The organism is Erwinia rhapontici (genome assembly GCF_012271765.1).
Taxonomy (GTDB): Bacteria; Pseudomonadota; Gammaproteobacteria; order Enterobacterales; family Enterobacteriaceae; genus Erwinia; species Erwinia rhapontici.
Genome location: NZ_VRKO01000016.1, coordinates 208,344 through 224,095 on the forward strand (window position 1 = coordinate 208,344; position 15,752 = coordinate 224,095).

At 51.9% G+C, this 15,752-nt stretch carries 18 protein-coding genes and 3 pseudogenes; 11 read left to right on the top strand and 10 right to left on the bottom strand.

Annotated elements, in window-relative coordinates:
• The first annotated feature begins 373 nt into the window (after positions 1 to 373).
• From FVB43_RS17855 to FVB43_RS17875, 5 genes are all read left to right on the top strand, one after another.
• Positions 374 to 1,897: an ABC transporter substrate-binding protein gene (locus tag FVB43_RS17855; RefSeq protein WP_167864415.1), complete on the top strand. Its 1,524-nt coding sequence runs from the start codon at positions 374 to 376 to the stop codon at positions 1,895 to 1,897.
• Entirely contained in the window at positions 1,894 to 2,829 is a 936-nt protein-coding gene (locus FVB43_RS17860) for an ABC transporter permease (protein WP_133842990.1), read from the top strand. The genes FVB43_RS17855 and FVB43_RS17860 overlap by 4 nt, the downstream gene beginning before the upstream one ends.
• On the top strand, positions 2,829 to 3,629 hold the full coding sequence (locus FVB43_RS17865; RefSeq protein ID WP_133843467.1) for an ABC transporter permease: 801 nt from the start codon (positions 2,829 to 2,831) through the stop codon (positions 3,627 to 3,629). Before FVB43_RS17860 ends, FVB43_RS17865 begins: the two co-directional genes overlap by 1 nt.
• Positions 3,626 to 5,035: an ABC transporter ATP-binding protein gene (locus FVB43_RS17870; protein WP_167864416.1), complete on the top strand. Its 1,410-nt coding sequence runs from the start codon at positions 3,626 to 3,628 to the stop codon at positions 5,033 to 5,035. The genes FVB43_RS17865 and FVB43_RS17870 overlap by 4 nt, the downstream gene beginning before the upstream one ends.
• A gap of 128 nt (positions 5,036 to 5,163) precedes the next feature.
• Complete coding sequence (locus tag FVB43_RS17875; RefSeq protein ID WP_167864417.1) at positions 5,164 to 5,574, top strand: ASCH domain-containing protein; 411 nt, start codon at positions 5,164 to 5,166, stop codon at positions 5,572 to 5,574.
• Between the two features lie 40 nt (positions 5,575 to 5,614).
• Here the strand turns inward: FVB43_RS17875 and FVB43_RS24795 are convergent.
• Positions 5,615 to 5,764, bottom strand: a pseudogene (locus FVB43_RS24795) (AraC family transcriptional regulator); the annotation flags it as partial.
• A gap of 32 nt (positions 5,765 to 5,796) precedes the next feature.
• On the bottom strand, positions 5,797 to 6,258 hold the full coding sequence (locus FVB43_RS17880) for a GNAT family N-acetyltransferase (protein WP_167864746.1): 462 nt from the start codon (positions 6,256 to 6,258) through the stop codon (positions 5,797 to 5,799).
• A 221-nt stretch (positions 6,259 to 6,479) separates the two neighbouring features.
• Here FVB43_RS17880 and FVB43_RS17885 point away from each other — a divergent pair, with 221 nt between their 5' ends.
• Positions 6,480 to 6,791 (top strand): hypothetical protein, encoded by a 312-nt coding sequence (locus tag FVB43_RS17885; protein ID WP_167864418.1) that lies wholly within the window; start codon positions 6,480 to 6,482, stop codon positions 6,789 to 6,791.
• Positions 6,792 to 7,068: 277 nt separating this feature from the next.
• Positions 7,069 to 7,563: a GNAT family N-acetyltransferase gene (locus FVB43_RS17890; protein ID WP_167864419.1), complete on the top strand. Its 495-nt coding sequence runs from the start codon at positions 7,069 to 7,071 to the stop codon at positions 7,561 to 7,563.
• Between the two features lie 190 nt (positions 7,564 to 7,753).
• Here FVB43_RS17890 and FVB43_RS17895 read toward each other — a convergent pair whose 3' ends face one another.
• From FVB43_RS17895 to FVB43_RS17910, 4 genes are all read right to left on the bottom strand, one after another.
• A complete protein-coding gene (locus tag FVB43_RS17895) occupies positions 7,754 to 8,356 on the bottom strand; it encodes a site-specific integrase (protein WP_167864420.1) in 603 nt (200 codons plus the stop codon).
• A gap of 110 nt (positions 8,357 to 8,466) precedes the next feature.
• Positions 8,467 to 9,462: a serine hydrolase domain-containing protein gene (locus tag FVB43_RS17900; protein ID WP_167864421.1), complete on the bottom strand. Its 996-nt coding sequence runs from the start codon at positions 9,460 to 9,462 to the stop codon at positions 8,467 to 8,469.
• Between the two features lie 386 nt (positions 9,463 to 9,848).
• Complete coding sequence (locus FVB43_RS17905; protein WP_167864422.1) at positions 9,849 to 10,232, bottom strand: lysozyme inhibitor LprI family protein; 384 nt, start codon at positions 10,230 to 10,232, stop codon at positions 9,849 to 9,851.
• Between the two features lie 100 nt (positions 10,233 to 10,332).
• Positions 10,333 to 10,614 (bottom strand): hypothetical protein, encoded by a 282-nt coding sequence (locus FVB43_RS17910; RefSeq protein ID WP_167864339.1) that lies wholly within the window; start codon positions 10,612 to 10,614, stop codon positions 10,333 to 10,335.
• A 606-nt stretch (positions 10,615 to 11,220) separates the two neighbouring features.
• Between FVB43_RS17910 and FVB43_RS17915 the strand changes: the two genes are divergently transcribed.
• From FVB43_RS17915 to FVB43_RS17930, 4 genes are all read left to right on the top strand, one after another.
• Positions 11,221 to 11,430, top strand: coding sequence for a hypothetical protein (locus tag FVB43_RS17915; protein WP_242462162.1), 210 nt, complete (start codon positions 11,221 to 11,223; stop codon positions 11,428 to 11,430).
• A gap of 48 nt (positions 11,431 to 11,478) precedes the next feature.
• A complete protein-coding gene (locus tag FVB43_RS17920) occupies positions 11,479 to 11,901 on the top strand; it encodes a hypothetical protein (protein ID WP_167864424.1) in 423 nt (140 codons plus the stop codon).
• Positions 11,902 to 12,017: 116 nt separating this feature from the next.
• Positions 12,018 to 12,263, top strand: a complete 246-nt coding sequence (locus tag FVB43_RS17925) for a hypothetical protein (RefSeq protein WP_167864425.1) — start codon at positions 12,018 to 12,020, stop codon at positions 12,261 to 12,263.
• A 13-nt stretch (positions 12,264 to 12,276) separates the two neighbouring features.
• Complete coding sequence (locus tag FVB43_RS17930) at positions 12,277 to 12,675, top strand: hypothetical protein (RefSeq protein ID WP_197931298.1); 399 nt, start codon at positions 12,277 to 12,279, stop codon at positions 12,673 to 12,675.
• Positions 12,676 to 12,827: 152 nt separating this feature from the next.
• Here the strand turns inward: FVB43_RS17930 and FVB43_RS17935 are convergent.
• The 4 genes and pseudogenes from FVB43_RS17935 to FVB43_RS17950 all read right to left on the bottom strand — a co-directional run.
• Positions 12,828 to 12,995 (bottom strand): annotated as a pseudogene (locus FVB43_RS17935) (integrase core domain-containing protein); the annotation flags it as partial.
• Between the two features lie 200 nt (positions 12,996 to 13,195).
• On the bottom strand, positions 13,196 to 13,939 hold the full coding sequence (locus FVB43_RS17940) for an SDR family oxidoreductase (protein ID WP_167864747.1): 744 nt from the start codon (positions 13,937 to 13,939) through the stop codon (positions 13,196 to 13,198).
• Between the two features lie 192 nt (positions 13,940 to 14,131).
• A pseudogene (locus FVB43_RS17945) lies at positions 14,132 to 14,365 on the bottom strand (tyrosine-type recombinase/integrase); the annotation flags it as partial.
• Between the two features lie 110 nt (positions 14,366 to 14,475).
• Positions 14,476 to 15,669: an MFS transporter gene (locus FVB43_RS17950; protein ID WP_167864427.1), complete on the bottom strand. Its 1,194-nt coding sequence runs from the start codon at positions 15,667 to 15,669 to the stop codon at positions 14,476 to 14,478.
• Positions 15,670 to 15,752: the final 83 nt, after the last annotated feature.

Consider the following 15,752-nt stretch of genomic DNA (forward strand, 5'->3'; position numbering starts at 1 on the left):
GGTTTTAAAATTTACAGCGAGCGCTATCTTGCGGGGATGGGGCCCGTTTGAGGTAAGCCGGACGTCACGCGACAGGACGTCGCGTGCCGAGGCCCGCAGGGATGCGGCCGTTGCCGTTCCGGCGTGCTCAAACGGGCCTCAGCCCTGAAGCCAGACTGCCAGCGACAAAAATGGCTGGGGATCCCTCAGTGGATGACCTTTTTTCGGTCGTCCCGTGGCAGGCGTTATCTCCAGGTACACAGAATCCCCCGTTAAATACGGGGAATTGTAACTACAGATTGCTAATTGTAATGTTATAAAGTAACAGTTATCATCCGCAGCGCGGGCGTCAGCCTGCGTTGTTCCCTTTCTCTGGATAAAGGATTGATAACGGATGCACAAATTTTTACGCTCACCGCTGCTGGCCCTGATGCTGGCGGCCATTGCTGCCCCGGCCAGTGCCGCCCCTGAGCGGATCGCCGCGCTGGTCGCCCCCTTCGAAATCAAAGGTACAGACCCGACGCTTTCCGGCGATATTTTCCTGAAAATGTCGATTGTTGAAACCCTCGTCAACGCGGATACCGCCGGGCAGCCGCTGCCTGGCCTGGCGACCAGCTGGACGGTGTCCGACGATGGTCTGCTGTGGCGCTTTACCCTGCGTGCTGGCGTGAAATTCCATGATGGCAGTCCGCTGACTGCTGAGAGTGTGGTGAATGCGCTGGAAGTCTCACGCAGTAAACCCGGCCTGCTGGATAAAGCCCCGGTCACCGCCATCCTCGCCGAAGCAGGGCAGGTAGTGATTGCGCTCAGCCAGCCGTTTACGCCGCTGCTCAGTATGCTGGCGGAAAACCGTGCTCAGATCCTGGCGCCCGCGTCCTACGATGTCGCGCACAAAGTCGTGCAGATTATCGGTAGCGGCCCATACCGGATGACCTCCTTGCAGGCACCGCAGAAGCTGACCGTGACCCGTTTCCACGACTACTGGGGCAAAGCCCCTGCCATTGAGCAGGCCAGCTACATGGCCGTGGGTCGCGCGGAAACCCGTGCCCTGCTGGCTGAAAGTGGCAATGCCGATATGGTACTGAATCTCGATCCTGCCAGCCGCACCCGTCTGAAAAACAACCGCAACGTGCAGCTCCTGTCAGTCTCGATCCCGCGTAGCGTCCTGCTGAAAGTGAATGCCGGGCATCCGCTGCTGAATGATGTGCGTGTGCGCCAGGCGCTGAGCATGGCGCTCGATCGTCAGGGTATTGCACGCGCCATTTTGCGATATCCGGCGGCGGCCGATCAGCTGTTTCCTCCTTCCGTGGCACAGTGGCATAACGCCAGCCTGACGCCTCTGGCGAATCAGCCGCAGCAGGCCCAGGCACTGCTGGCGGAGCTTGGCTGGAAGCCGGGTGCAGACGGCGTGCTGCAACGTAACGGCAAGCCGTTCTCCCTGACGCTGACCACCTATCCGGACCGCCCGGAGCTGCCACTGATTGCGGCGGCCATCCAGCAACAGCTGCGTGAAGTGGGCGTGCAGGTGGCGATCAACGCCACCAACTCCGGGGAAATTGCCGCGAAGCATCATGACGGCACGCTGGAGCTGGCGCTGGTGGCACGTAACTTTGCGCTGACGCCAGATCCACTGGGTACACTGTTGCAGGATTATCCACCTCAGGGCGGAGAGTGGGGGGCAATGAACTGGAGCAACGCCACGTTCAATCAGACCCTGGCCGACCTGGTGCAGGGCCGCGACCCGGCGAAAAGCCAGGCAGAACGTCAGCAGTTAACGCGCATTCTGCAAACCGATCTGCCCACCATTCCGGTGGCCTGGTATCAGCAGACCGCGGCCGTGTCTAAACGTCTGAGTGGTGCCACCCTTGACCCGTTTGAGCGCACCTTCGGACTGGAAAAAATGAGGTGGGCTGAATGATACGGATGCTGGGCTACCGCTTGTTGCAGGCCGGACTGGTGGCGCTGCTGGTCGGCGGCCTGACCTTTGTGCTGATGCGCTCGCTGCCGGGGGATATTGCCTACCGTATTGCGGCGGGGCGTTACGGTTATGACCGCGTTGATGCGGCGGCGGCCAGCGCGGTTCAGCAAGAACTTGGGCTGGATCGCCCGGCCTGGCAGGCGCTGGCTGACTGGTTTGTGCAACTGCTGCACTTCAATCCCGGTAACTCGCTGGTGTCCGGTGCGCCGGTGATGGAAGAGATAGGTCATCAGCTGGGGCAGACCCTGCTGTTGGCGGCCGTGGCGCTGCTACTGTCACTGCTGCTCGGCCCGCCGCTCGGCATTCTGGCCGGGTTGTCCCCCGGTGGGAAGCTGGATCGCGCGCTGCTGGCGATCTCCACCACGCTGCGTGCGCTGCCGCACTTTGTGCTCGGGCTGATTCTGGTGGTGATCTTTGCGCTCAACCTGGGCCTGCTACCTGCGGCCGGCTATGGCGATGTGCAGCATGTGCTGCTGCCTGCCCTGACGCTGGCCCTCGGGTTGGCTGCGGTGTCCAGCCGGGTGGCGCGCAACGCTATGCGCCAGGTGACTGACTCGGCCTGGTATCAGTTTGGCCGCACCAAAGGGCTAAAAGAGGGCACGCTGTTCTGGCGGCACGGTCTGCGCAACGTCAGCGTGCCGCTGGTGACGTACCTCAGCGTTCAGTTTATCTACCTGATTGAAGGCGTGATCGTGGTGGAGACGCTGTTCGCCTGGCCGGGCATTGGTCATGCACTGGTGCATGCGATTTTTGCCCGCGATGTGCCGATGATTCAGGGTACGGCACTGGTTATGGGATTGATGTTTGTGCTGCTCAACGCACTCAGTGACGGGCTGTGTTACTGGCTCGATCCGCGAAGGAAAAATGCATGATGATGACGATAGTGCGCCGCAGTTCGCTGGCGCAACGGACCGGGGCAGCACTGTTACTGTTGCTGGTGGTGTTTGCTTTTGTGCTGCCGCTGCTGTGGCCGCAGGACCCGGTGCGGCAGAAGCTGATGCTGGCACTGCAATGGCCTGACCTCAGTGCCCCCTTCGGTTATGACCATCTGGGGCGTTCCCTGTTTGCCCGTCTGACAGCGGCGATCCGTCTGTCGCTGGGGCTGGCCTTTGTCAGCGTGCTGAGTGCGATGATCCCCGGCATTCTACTGGGCGTGCTGGCAGCCTGGCGCGGGGGTGTGGTGGATCGTGGCGTCTCACTGCTGGCCGATGCGTTTCTGGCGTTGCCCGGCCTGCTGCTGGTGCTGCTGCTCACCGCGTTGGTGCCTGACTCGGCCGTGATGCTGTATGTCGGGATTTCCCTGCTGCTGTGGGTGGAGTACTTTCGCATCAGTCGCGCCATTGCGCGCCCGCTGCTGAGCTCACCCGCCGTACAGGCATCGCGTCTGCTGGGCCTGAGTCCGTGGCTGATTTTCCGCCGTCATTTGTGGCCGGAGATGGCACCCGTGGTGCTGACCGTAGCGGCCTTTGGGGCGGCCAGCGCGATTATGGCGATTGCTGCATTAGGTTTTGTCAGCGTTGGCGTTCGCCCACCGACCCCGGAGCTGGGGCTGATGATGACCGAGCTGCTGCCCTATTATGAAGAAGCGCCGTATGCGCTGTTGCAGCCCGTGGTGGTGGTGTTTTTACTGGTGTTAAGCCTGCTGTTGCTGGCAGGCAGGGAGAAAGCATGATCCTGATGGATATTGAACAGGCGGCCGTTAGCGGCGGCGATTTACCGGTGCAGCCGCTGTCGTTTACGCTGCGTGCCGGGCAGCCATTTACGCTGTTAGGGGAAACCGGATCGGGTAAAAGCCTGCTGGCGCAGGCGGTGATCGGCACGCTGCCCGCCGGACTGAAGGCCAGCGGTACGCTGCATGTTGATGGTCAGGTGCTGCCGCTGGCTTCTCGTCCGGCGCGTGCCTTCTGGGGGCATCGGCTGGGCATTCTGCCGCAGGAGCCGTGGCTGGCGCTGGACCCGACCATGCGTGCAGGCGAGCAGGTGGCCGAGAGCTACCGCTTTCTGCGTGGCATGAAAGCGCGACCGGCCCGCGAGGCCGCCCTGCGCGATCTGGATGCGCTGGGCGTGTCCGCCGCAGCCGACCGCCTGCCGCAGGCGCTGTCCGGCGGGATGGCCCAGCGGGTGGCCTTTGCCGCGGCGCGGGCGGGCGGGGCGAACATTATTGTCGCCGATGAACCGACCAAAGGGCTGGATGTGGCGCGGCGCGATGAAGTGATCGCCTTGCTGTTGCAGGAAGTGCGCGCAGGCGGCGGGTTGCTGACCATCACCCATGATATCGAACTGGCCCGCCAGATCGGCGGTGAAGTGGCGGTGATGCTGCGCGGTGAAATCATCGAGCGTGGCAGTGCAGAGCAGGTACTGACGCAGCCGCAGCATCCTTATACCCAGGCGTTGCTGGCTGCCGATCCGGCTCGCTGGGCCGCACGTTTACCTGCTGCACACGCGCGTGACGTGGTGCTGGAAGCCCATAACCTCAGTATCACGCGCGGAGGCCGTCAGTTGTTCAGCGACCAGTCGCTGCGCGTCCATGCCGGGGAGGTGATTGGCATTACTGGCCCCAGCGGCTGCGGTAAGAGCAGCTTCGGCGATATCCTGCTCGGGCTGCTGGCCGCTGACAGTGGAGACGTGGTGCGTGACCGCCAGTTAGCCGCGGTGAAATACCAGAAGATTTTCCAGGATCCGCCGTCTGCTTTTGCGCCGCGTGTCACGCTGCGTGAGGCATTAAGTGATGTGGTGAAACGTCATCGCCTGGATGGCGCACGCATTGCGCCTCTGATGGAACGACTGAAGCTGCGTCCGCTGCTGCTGGACCGTTATCCCGGTGAGATTTCCGGCGGTGAGCTGCAGCGTTTTGCCCTGCTGCGCGTGCTGTTGCTCGACCCGGTGTTTCTGTTTGCCGATGAACCCACCTCGCGGCTGGATCTGCTGACCCAGCAACAGACCATTGAGCTGTTAGTCGAGGTCGCCGCAGAGCAGAACTGCGCGCTGCTGGTGGTCAGCCACGATGAAGCGCTGATTGATCATATCAGCCATCGGCGCATTCGTTTTGGGGAGGAGGGGATCCGTAGTGGAGGGTAACACCGCCAAGGCATGGGTCACCTGTAATATTGAACGGCCCCATCGTAAACATTCATGTCAGGTCTTGATTGTGAGGGGCTGATGCTGGCTAATGTAGACTCAAAAATCTGTTTAAAAAGGATTTAGTGATGAGCATGATTGAGAAATTAAAAGTTAAGTACCCGGGCGCGATCGCATGGGCATTTGGGGACTCGCCAGAAATGGCAGATGAACTGGCTGAACTGGTCATCAAAGGCGTGAAAACGGCCACCTGTGGATCGCTTTCGTCGTTTAAAAACGAAGAGGGAGCACCCACCATTGGCGGTTACAGCATCATCCTTAACGGCAGAGACGAACCGGTATGCGTCATCAGGACTATTTCGCTGTGTATCGTTCGCTTCTGCGATGTCGATGAAGACCTTGCAAGGAAGGAGGGCGAGGGGGATCTCAGCCTGAAATACTGGAGGACAGAGCATAAAGCATTTTTCTCAAGAGAGGGCACATACCAGGAGGATATGGAGCTGGTTGCAGAAGAATTCGAGCGGGTTGAAGTCCTGTAGCAGGCGATTGTTGTACCCGTCGCGTGCGCAACGTCTGTTATTACCGTCTTATTATTTTCCGGTAAACCGCAGGCGTGACGCCAGTCAGCCAACTGAAAACACGCCGCATCACGTCCGGCCCGGAAAAGCCGCATTCTGCGGCCAGTTTTTTCACGGGCAGCATTTCTCTCTCGATCAGAAGCCGCGCTTTTGATACCCGTTCATTTTTCTGTGGACGAGTGGTTACTGCGCTTTGACACGATAGATATCAGGCCGGGTTATCGCCCATGCATAATTCGGTTTATTGACAGGCTCATAACCGAACTTTTCATACAGCCAGGGCGCGGTGGTGGTGAATAGCGTGATCCTGCGGAGCCGGACAAAAACCGGGTGACTGTGGATGGATTGCATCAGCCATTTTGCCAGCCCCTGGCCCTGATGTTCTTCCAGCACGTAGACGTCGCACAGGTAGGCAAAGGTGGCGTAATCCGTAATAAGGCGGGCAAACCCCACCTGCACCCCATGATGATAAAGGCCAAAGTTAAGGCTGTGACGGATCGCGTTCGCCACGGTATCTTTATCGATTCCGGCAGCCCACGTTGATCGGGTCAGATACTGGTGTATTGCCACCGCGTCTAACTTTTCGCTGTCGGTGCTGATCAGGTAAGCGTTGCTGTGCCACTCATGTATCGCGTTTTCGCCCATTTTTGCCTGTTTATCCTGTGACAGTTTGCGTGATTTCAACCTTATCATGGGGCGGAAGGGCCAGGGGGAAAATTCAGGAGGTGAGGGGCGGGGGAGTAAGAGGAAGCTGGCTGATCCTAATAATTAGTGTTTGAGTTACAAGAGATGTTATTTGGAAAATACGCCATAAAGTGACTTCCGATGGTATGGTTACATTCTTACCAATAAAAGGGGAAACGCTAATGATTGTAAGGACCTGGCACGGTTGTGTTCCACTAAAATATGCTGAAGCTTTTGCGAAACACCTTGAGAAAACAGGTGTAGAGCATTCAAAAAGCATATCTGGGAACAGAGGCGCTTGTGTGCGTCGAGAGACCCAGGGTGGCTGGGAGCATTTTTTTCTGGCTACTTACTGGCAAGATCTGCAATCGGTTAAGGCATTTGCCGGAGAAAGTTATCACGTCGCGGTGACTTACCCAGATGACGAAGAATTTGAACTACTTTCCGATCCCTATGTTTTCCAGCATGTCGTGGAAAACATTGTGCCGCTTTAGCTTCTTTTCCCGGGCAACCTGTCCGTTACCCAGGTTTTGTATAATATCCATACTTATTCAAATCGCTAAGGTCTGCTCCTGGCACTGAGCGAGCTGACGCAAGTAGAGGAAGGTCAGCTGTGAGCGAGGAGCAGACCTAGCATCTCAATCCGATTTATTTTTATACTACCGAACAGATTTCTGAGTCAACGAAGAGAAAACTACAGTGCCATGTTGAAAATTCGCAAAATCGTAGTCGTTGGATTATCCTGCAGACAGTTTCTAAAGGGAGCAGTATATGAGCAATAGAGTAAGTTTACATTCTGCAGTACATCATCGACAGATCGTAGAAAATCTATTTCGATATTACGTTTACGACCTTTCTGAGTTCAGTCGATCCCCATGTAATAACGATGGAAGTTATAGTTTTAAGTCGTCATCACTTGATCCTCACTGGAGCCGTAATGACCATTGGCCGTATTTAGTTTATTGCGGTGAGGAACTTGCTGGCTTCTGTCTGGTGAGGCACTATCCCTATGATTTACAACGTTATGACATTGATCAGTTTTTTATTATTCGTCGGTTCAGAGGAATGGGCATTGCTAAAGAGGCATTTCGTCTCGCAGTGTCTGATAGGCCTGGACTTTGGCAAACAAGGATAATGCTGGAAAACACATCGGCATTGCAGTTCTGGCGTTCGGCGGTTAATTCAGTCAGCGAAGGTAATTTTCAGGAGAGGATTCTGGCTGATTATGATTTAGACATGCATTTCTTTTTATATGAAATAATATAAGTATTTTTGCAATTCAATGAGTATTAGAAAATGAATAGTCATCAATTTTTCTAAAAGAGAATTTCGCCGTTGATGAATATCATTTATTCAAAAGCACTCTTAGTCAATATTTCTCTCAATCTGACCTGCTTACCGCGTGGTTACTATGGTCCGCTTTTGGCACAGGGCTGCTATTGCAGCCCTGACAACCTTAGACTTCAATCGATTCAGAGATCTCTAACGCATCATCGACTTCAATGCCCAGATAACGGACTGTGCTTTCCAGTTTCCTATGGCCCAACAGAAGTTGGATCACCCTGAGATTCTTAGTTTTCTTGTAGATAAGGTAAGGTTTTGTTCTTCTCATGGAATGAGTGCTGTAAAGCGCATCGTCGAGACCAAGTTTTGCTACCCACCCATGAAAAATCCGGTTGTATTGCCGGGTTGATATGTGCTGATTAGTACCGACCCGAGATCGAAACAAGAAGTCATTACTGTGCAAATTGCCAAGCTTTATCAATGCAGCAACAGCTTCTCTTGTCCCTTTAGTTATCTCAAATTGCACAGGGCTACCGGTTTTCTGTTGCAACACCGTTGCCCTGCTTGAAACAGAGCTGCCATATGCAACATCAGATACTTTAAGTTTTACCAGATCGCAGCCTCGTAGCTTACTGTCCAGGGCCATATTGAACAGAGCCAAATCGCGCGTCTTACCTTCCAGTTCAAGCCTGATTCGGATCCCCCAGATATGAGATATCTGAAGTGGTCTTTTTTGGCCTACGATACGGCCTTTGTTCCACGATGACGTGTTCATACTCAAATCTCCTGCATTGTGGGAGATTTGAGTATGGCTGTCCCTTTTGAGCGAGGAGCGGACGTGCAACTTATGCCCTTATCATTGAGCCAGATAAGAAAAAATATTTTTCATGCAGTTATTGAAGTCATGTTATTAAACAATCTTACAGCTATTGAACAGACATCATAATCTTCGATGTTTGATAATACTGCCAGAGTATAGGCTGCTTCCTGTGAGCGCAAAAAATATGTTTCTCTTCCAAACGTAGAACCCTGGTGACAATAAATTTTCCCTGATTTATCCTCATCGAGTTCAATGCCAAAGCAGTATGAATTATGGTCTTCAATCATAATGTTGGTGTCAGTAGTCAGGGGAAGAGGGATAAGCATTTTTCTTATCAACTCCTTTCCTCCGACCAAACCCGAAGAAAAATTCAGTCCCCATTTCATTAAATCATTAGCAGATGAGTGTACAAGGCCTGCTCCGGTAACGCCCCATGGGCTGTGAACAGGGAAAAATATATTGTTATCTTTTTCTTGATATCCGCTGACAGATTCCTTCTCCATAGAAACCCCATCGGAAACAAAGGAATCATTCATATCCAGAGGTGAAAATATTTCCTTTTTAACAAAGTCCGGGTAGCTTAGTCCTGAGACTTTTTCAACCACTTGAGCAAGTAAAATATATCCAGTATTACTGTACTCGTACCTGGTTCCGGGAGTAAATTTTAAATATTTCCTTTCGCTAATTCCTTTGATTATATCTTTGGTTTTAAATGGTGAGTAATAGTCAACACCTTTATCTTCAGCAATATCAAAAAGACACGGGAGTCCAGAGGTGTGATAGATTAAGTTTTCAAGTGTTATATTATCTGGAAGGGCTTTAACTTCTGGAATAAAGTCGAAGAGGTTGTTATTTAAATTCAGTAATCCATTTTTTTCCAGGAGAAGAATACTGAATGCTGTAAACTGCTTTGATACTGAAGCAAGATCGAATATGCTATTTTTATTGATTGGTACACCGGTCAGCATATCTTCAACACCCATGCTGAACTCGATAGTTCTGCCATCATCAAAGTGCATAAGTGCAATAACACCGGGTCTGTTAAATAATGAGTTGGTCATAATTATCCATCAAATCTGTTAGTTATTAATACATGCAATTTAATAATCAAAGAGATATTTTCAAAGAGGTAATTGTTCCTTCCTTGCAGTGTTTCTGAGTCGCGTTCGTCATACAAGCGTGGTTAATAGAGACATAATAATCGCCTTAAATACCATAATGTGTTAAATCTTTATAACTCCAGAACCGAAAGCATCTGTGGCTCGCGCGCGGTTTTCTTGTTATACAATATTCCAATGTTTGCATCTGGCACGAAGCAGGCCCTCTAAGGGTTAATATGTCCGCCAGAGCGAAGAGCGGACATAATTTGCAATACAGAAAAATCATAATCGCACTAACTCTGCCCGGGTCGAATTCGAATATCATTTAAAGGATCAATGCGAATTCTTCATAATGGACAGCTCACATCACCTTCAGGGCAGCTAAGCATGTCTTTCAGTTCTTTGGTACGTTGTTCAGTTTTTGCCTTGAGGCAGAGCCCGATATTCATTGAATTAACGGAACCTTCACGCGATGCAAAAGTCTGAAACTGACAATCAGCATCACGATATTCGATCCATTTTTTCTGGGCCTTCCGAAAAAGTGCTGTTTGTTCTCCAGAGGTGGATTTCAGAACCTGCTGATAGGTAGAATTCAATTCCTTGTCAGCTTTCTTGTAATCTGCATTCGCGCACTGGCTCATTTCAAGCTGGGTTTCTGCATTGTCACAGTCTGCTGCCGAGACCTGAGATACAGGCCAGAGAAGCAGCGAAGCAAGAATCAGTTTTTTCATAAATACTCCATTAATATGATGAACTCACGTTTAATTTGAAACGCCAGACGCAGGCTAAAGCAATGGGGGTTGCTGGTTTGCTGAATATGTCAGCAAAATTTTATCTGGTACTGAACGGCTTTTCATCTATTTTTACACGCATAAGTGCATAGGGTTTCTGGTGCATATCTTTATTCATATGAAACGCCGGCTGGCGATACGGCTGGTTCACAATAAAGTACAGATAGCCGTCTGACCTGCCCCCGGCCTGTCGCCACAGGCCTTTTTCGATTCGGCGTCCGAAACGGACACAGATACCGGTAGTTGCCGCCGACACTTCCTGAGTAAGACCTTTATTTCGTTGAGTTATGGAAAAATCGACCTGTCTGATGTTGAGCGTCACAACCTCTCCATGGGAAGAAGAAACATGACGCTAAGATTACAAACAGGCCAAAGTAATTGTCGCCTAATACCTCAGATTCAGACTGGTTATATAATAATGATATTTGCTTCTGCTTTTTTTGAATTTAGGGTTGTCACTTACTACTGCTGTTAAGAATAGCGCTTAATAAAAATGTAATATGTATCATTTCATGAAAAGAGTAAATTGTTAACAGAGTAATCATTAGCATTAAATGTCGTTTAATATCAATAATTTAGCCTAGCATTGAAAGCTTATAAACTTTCTTTTTAAATTAAAAAAACATTCTAAAACAACGAAAAACGTTTCATTACACTCCATGGTTTTTATTTTCCAGTTAATTTAACTTTAATGAAGTAGCTCATTAGCTACGGGGTGGGCCAACGATTATCTCATGTATTTATTACCTTTAAGGATGGATTATGAGACATAAAAAATTAATTCTTGCTTTAGGTGTTTTTGTCCTCTCTGCGACGCGACTTTCTGTCGCCGCACCCTTACATAACGAACCGTTTACGGATCACTCCCCACATACCTTCTTGCTTGTCGGCGATGCTAATGGCGGTGACGGCGGGAACGGGGGTTCTGGTGCCAATTCTCCTGGTGGTCCTGGAGGAGACGGAGGAAATAACAGCGCCAGCGGTAACGGGAACGGCAGTGGTAATGATAACGGTACTGGCAATGGCTCAGCTAATGGCAATGGTTCCGGAGACGGTGACGGCGGCGGTGATGGTGGCGACGGCGGTGGCGATGGTGGTGACGGCGGCGGAGCGTAATCAGGCTGCAGAATCTAACTAAAAATGGTCGCCTAATGAAGGCGGCCATTAATTAAAGGATGAAACTTTTATGTCAAAGCTACACAACACTCTGATTTTTCTTCCGCTGTCTGCAGGGCTGCTCCTTTCCCTGCCGGTATTCAGTCAGACACTCCCGCAGGACACTATCCAGCTGTCTGCCTGTGAGAGCCAGAACGGACAGGATGGGAACGGCACTTCGCCTGACGGAGAAAATGGTAAAGACGGCGTGCCTGGTACAGGCTGTCTGAACGGAGGTAACGGCGGTAACGGCTCTGCTTCAGGTGGTAACGGCGGAAATGGGGGAAATGGCGCAGGCGCCGCGAATGAAACCCATCACAAACACCACAAACATCATAAAAATACACACGGTAGCGCTAATGGTGGAAACGGTGGTGATGGTGGGTCAACAGACAATGCGCCCGGAGGTGCTGGCGGTGATGGAGGTAACAATGACCAGTCAGAACATCTGTAAACGATGCCGTACCGTACTAAGGTGCTCCACGCTGATACTGGCGGTTTTAACTCACTACGGTTATGCCTCTCCGGCATACCCGACCCCTTTTCCTGATTCCTTATCACTGATTTCTGATGGTGGAAACGGCGGGGACGGTGGTCCGGGTGAAAACGGAGGGGATGGCGGTAACGGCGGCAATGCTGGGACAGGCTCCAACTCAAATGGCGGAAATGGTGGAAATGGAGGCACAAACGGAGCCGATGGAGGGGATGGTGGCAACGGAGGAAGCGGGAATAATTCATCCGGTGGTGATGGTGGTGATGGTGGTGATGGTGGTGATGGTGGTGATGGTGGTGATGGTGGCGGCATATAATTTATAACGCAGAGGATGATATGAAAAACCTTCTCATGAAAGTTGTTTACCTCATTATTCTGACCTCAGCATTACTGAGACCTTTCATTGCCGTATTCACTGTAACGTCCTCTCTGGCGGCCGGAATATTCAGCACGGCGGCATGGGCAGACGGTGATGGTGGCGACGGTGGTGACGGTGGCGGTGAAGGAAACGGCGGAGACGGAGGGAATGCTGGCTCTGGCAGCAACGGAGATGGCGGCGATGGCGGTAATGGAGGTGAGAACGGAGGAAACGGAGGGAACGGCGGTAATGGTGACGGATCAGGTAATGGAGGAAACGGAGGCGATGCGGGTCCTGGCGGCGTCGGCGGTCAGGGTGGCAGTGGCGGGAATGAGGGAGGACATGATGGTTCTCCCGGGATTAGTGGCGCTAAATAGTTATCCGTCTGCCGTTAACGTGGTCTGCCGGAGGTTAATTACCCCGGCGACCTCATGCATACAGACTGAGCAGAAAGTAAGGCAATGCTGAGACACCGTGCTGCAGGGCCTAAACTGCGAAAGCCAGCACTGAGCAAAGGGAACAGATCACTTCATTCTGGCTGCATATTCTGGCAACCGGCAGATTTTTCGGCAAATTCACAGGGCGTCATCCAGCCCGGTGCAGAATGAGGACGACTCTGGTTATAGTGTATGCGCCAGGCCCCGATTTTGCACCGTGCATCCTCCAGAGACATGAACCCGTTCTCGTTTAGACATTCCTGTCACTTCTGTTGAACGCAGATTCTGCCCCACACCGATCGCCAGGGCTACTCAGCCCTAAAGGGTTGCTTACCGGACTGAGTAGCCCTGGCTCAGGGATTAATCAATATCCTCTCCTGGCACGATGTAGACATGATGGTGCGAGTGGTCCGCTGTGAGCGAGGAGCGACGTTGAGTATTCTGCTCAACGTCACCCAGTTCAGCTCCTGGCGTTAAGATCTTCGCGAGTTGGACCTTGAAAGTAGATGCTACTTATATGGCAACTACGCGGTTGTGTCAGCACAAAACGAATCGTTTCCCAGATCGATCGTCCATTCATTAAACGTTCTCCCATTCTGGGTTGACTATCGACAGACGTATCTAACCCTGTCAATTCGAAATCCGGAGGGTACAACCCGGTAACACGGATATTTTCTTCAGGTAACTGCTGTGCCAGTTTAGTTGTAAACCCGCTAAGCCCGTGTTTACTGGCGAAAAAGGCTGGGTGGGCAATAGAATCCGTAAAATTCGGGATCCCACATGAAGATATAATTGAGACAATATCAGCATTTTCTGAACGTCTTAACCCAGGCAGCAGAGCCTGAGTCAGTAGAATCGAACCTGTCAGGCCTGAACTGACGGTATTGATAATTTCTGTGTCAGGCTGATCGTCCAATCTCCCTGACAACCACTGAGCAGCATTCAGGATTAAAATGTCTACAGGCTTGTCTGAAGTTAACAACTGTGAAGAAAACTGAGAAAGGGATTCAGGCCGGGTTAAATCACAGATATACCCTTTTGCAATGCCGCTTTCAGCAGCGATGATGCTGCAGGTTTTTTGAATATCTTCAGCCCGCCGTGCGCAAAAATCCACCTCGACGCCCTCTCGTGCCAGCCACACGCACAGCGCCTGGCCAAATCCCCCGCCTCCACCGGTAATAACAGCTCTTTTACCTCTCAGCATCTTCATTCATCCTTTTCCTGATGACTATGTGTGGATGTAGATATACATGAGAGAGTTAAGTGACATCTTTCAGTTAATGCTCTTTTTGCATGAGGAACAGAAATAAGCTGCACTGCAAATTGTTTAAGCGTGTGTCAGGGGATTAGCAACGTCCGCTTCTGGCACAGGGCTGTTGTTGCAGCCCTGACAACCTTAGACTTCAATCGATTCAGAGATCTCTAGCGTATCATCGACTTTAATGCCCAGATAACGGACTGTGCTTTCCAGTTTCTTATGGCCCAACAGAAGTTGAATCACCCGGAGATTCTTGGTTTTCTTGTAGATCAGGTAAGGTTTTGTTCTTCTCATGGAATGTGTGCTGTAAAGCGCATCTTCGAGACCAAGTTTTTCTACCCACCCATGAAAAATTCGGTTGTATTGCCTGGTTTTTCGTTATCCCACCGATGGACGTTTTCTCCCCTGGCAATCGGCGCTGAATTCAAAGGTAAGAGCATTTATTGCGTTTTTAGATGAGGCGATTTAAGACGCTGGACGATCTAAAGTGCGTTGAGTTTTTGACGTGAAGTGAAAAATGTCAGCCCGGCTGCGCTAATCAGTAACAGGCCACTCAGTGCAAAAGCGCTCTGCCAGCCGAGGTGGTCAAACACCATCCCCCCAGTCATTGAACCCAGGGCTATAGAGAGCTGAACGACGGCAACCATGAGCCCGCCTCCCGCTTCTTCATTCCCTGGCAGCGTCCGTGCAATCCATATCCACCACCCCGTTGGCGCTGCAGTGGCAAGCATCCCCCAGCAGCCTAACAGTAGCGTAGCGGCCCAGACGCCGTGTCCGGTCAATATTAACCCCACGGCAATGGAGGCCATAAGGCAAGGGATGGCAATCAACGTCGGATAAAACCGCTTGTTCAGGAATGGGGTGATGACCAGCGTGCCAACCACCCCCATGAAACCGGTGGTGAGCAGAATCAGTGACAAACTGGACGTATTGACCCGGGTTACTGTTTCCAGAAAGGGGCGAACATAGGTAAATAACGCAAACTGCCCCATAAAGAATAATCCGCAGGCCAGTAAGCCCGTTGTCACGATAGGGTGCCTGAAAAGACGAAACACCGATCCGCGCGATGCGTCACTTTTATTGTTGTCCATGTTGGGCAGGCTAACCCACTGCCAGATGAAGGTCACAACCGCGATTGGGACCAGGCACAGGAAAGCGCCGCGCCATCCAATGCTTGACCCAAGATAGCTGCCAAGCGGCGCCGCCACGACAGTCGCCAGCGCGTTACCGCCATTAAAAATGGCTAACGCACGGGCGACCTGATGCTTTGGCACAAGGCGAATAGCCGTTGCCGCAGACATTGACCAAAACCCACCAATCGCGATACCAATCAGGGCTCGTCCTGCCATATAAACCAGGTAGCTGGAGGCCAGGCCGATAATGGCTCCCGATATTGCCATCAGAACCGTCATCCCCAGCATCAGATGCTTACGATTAACGTTTCCGGCAAGGCCAGACAGTGTCAGGCTGGTCAGGACCGCAAACGCACCGGAAATGGCAATTCCCAGGCCCGCCAGCCCCTCCGTTACGCCCAGGTCTGTGGCTAAAGGCGTCAGTAAACTGACCGGCATAAATTCTGATGCAATCAGTACAAACACGCACAAGGTCATGGCAAAAACGCCGTTCCAGTGTGCAGGTTCTTCATGTTGTGGTGTTTTAAGACTCAGTGTGGACATTATCAGCATCTCTGAAGATCGCTCCGGCTCTGTTAAGGCAAACCGGGACGGACGCTATTCACAGAATAACGATCAAGCATCAA

Bases quoted from the DNA above. Each gene is read 5' to 3' on its own strand.
- FVB43_RS17855 (WP_167864415.1), top strand. From the start codon at position 374: ATGCACAAATTTTTACGCTCACCGCTGCTGGCCCTGATGCTGGCGGCC.
- FVB43_RS17860 (WP_133842990.1), top strand. From the start codon at position 1,894: ATGATACGGATGCTGGGCTACCGCTTGTTGCAGGCCGGACTGGTGGCG.
- FVB43_RS17865 (WP_133843467.1), top strand. From the start codon at position 2,829: ATGATGACGATAGTGCGCCGCAGTTCGCTGGCGCAACGGACCGGGGCA.
- FVB43_RS17870 (WP_167864416.1), top strand. From the start codon at position 3,626: ATGATCCTGATGGATATTGAACAGGCGGCCGTTAGCGGCGGCGATTTA.
- FVB43_RS17875 (WP_167864417.1), top strand. From the start codon at position 5,164: ATGAGCATGATTGAGAAATTAAAAGTTAAGTACCCGGGCGCGATCGCA.
- FVB43_RS17880 (WP_167864746.1), bottom strand. From the start codon at position 6,258: ATGGGCGAAAACGCGATACATGAGTGGCACAGCAACGCTTACCTGATC.
- FVB43_RS17885 (WP_167864418.1), top strand. From the start codon at position 6,480: ATGATTGTAAGGACCTGGCACGGTTGTGTTCCACTAAAATATGCTGAA.
- FVB43_RS17890 (WP_167864419.1), top strand. From the start codon at position 7,069: ATGAGCAATAGAGTAAGTTTACATTCTGCAGTACATCATCGACAGATC.
- FVB43_RS17895 (WP_167864420.1), bottom strand. From the start codon at position 8,356: ATGAACACGTCATCGTGGAACAAAGGCCGTATCGTAGGCCAAAAAAGA.
- FVB43_RS17900 (WP_167864421.1), bottom strand. From the start codon at position 9,462: ATGACCAACTCATTATTTAACAGACCCGGTGTTATTGCACTTATGCAC.
- FVB43_RS17905 (WP_167864422.1), bottom strand. From the start codon at position 10,232: ATGAAAAAACTGATTCTTGCTTCGCTGCTTCTCTGGCCTGTATCTCAG.
- FVB43_RS17920 (WP_167864424.1), top strand. From the start codon at position 11,479: ATGTCAAAGCTACACAACACTCTGATTTTTCTTCCGCTGTCTGCAGGG.
- FVB43_RS17925 (WP_167864425.1), top strand. From the start codon at position 12,018: ATGGTGGAAACGGCGGGGACGGTGGTCCGGGTGAAAACGGAGGGGATG.
- FVB43_RS17930 (WP_197931298.1), top strand. From the start codon at position 12,277: ATGAAAAACCTTCTCATGAAAGTTGTTTACCTCATTATTCTGACCTCA.
- FVB43_RS17940 (WP_167864747.1), bottom strand. From the start codon at position 13,939: ATGCTGAGAGGTAAAAGAGCTGTTATTACCGGTGGAGGCGGGGGATTT.
- FVB43_RS17950 (WP_167864427.1), bottom strand. From the start codon at position 15,669: ATGTCCACACTGAGTCTTAAAACACCACAACATGAAGAACCTGCACAC.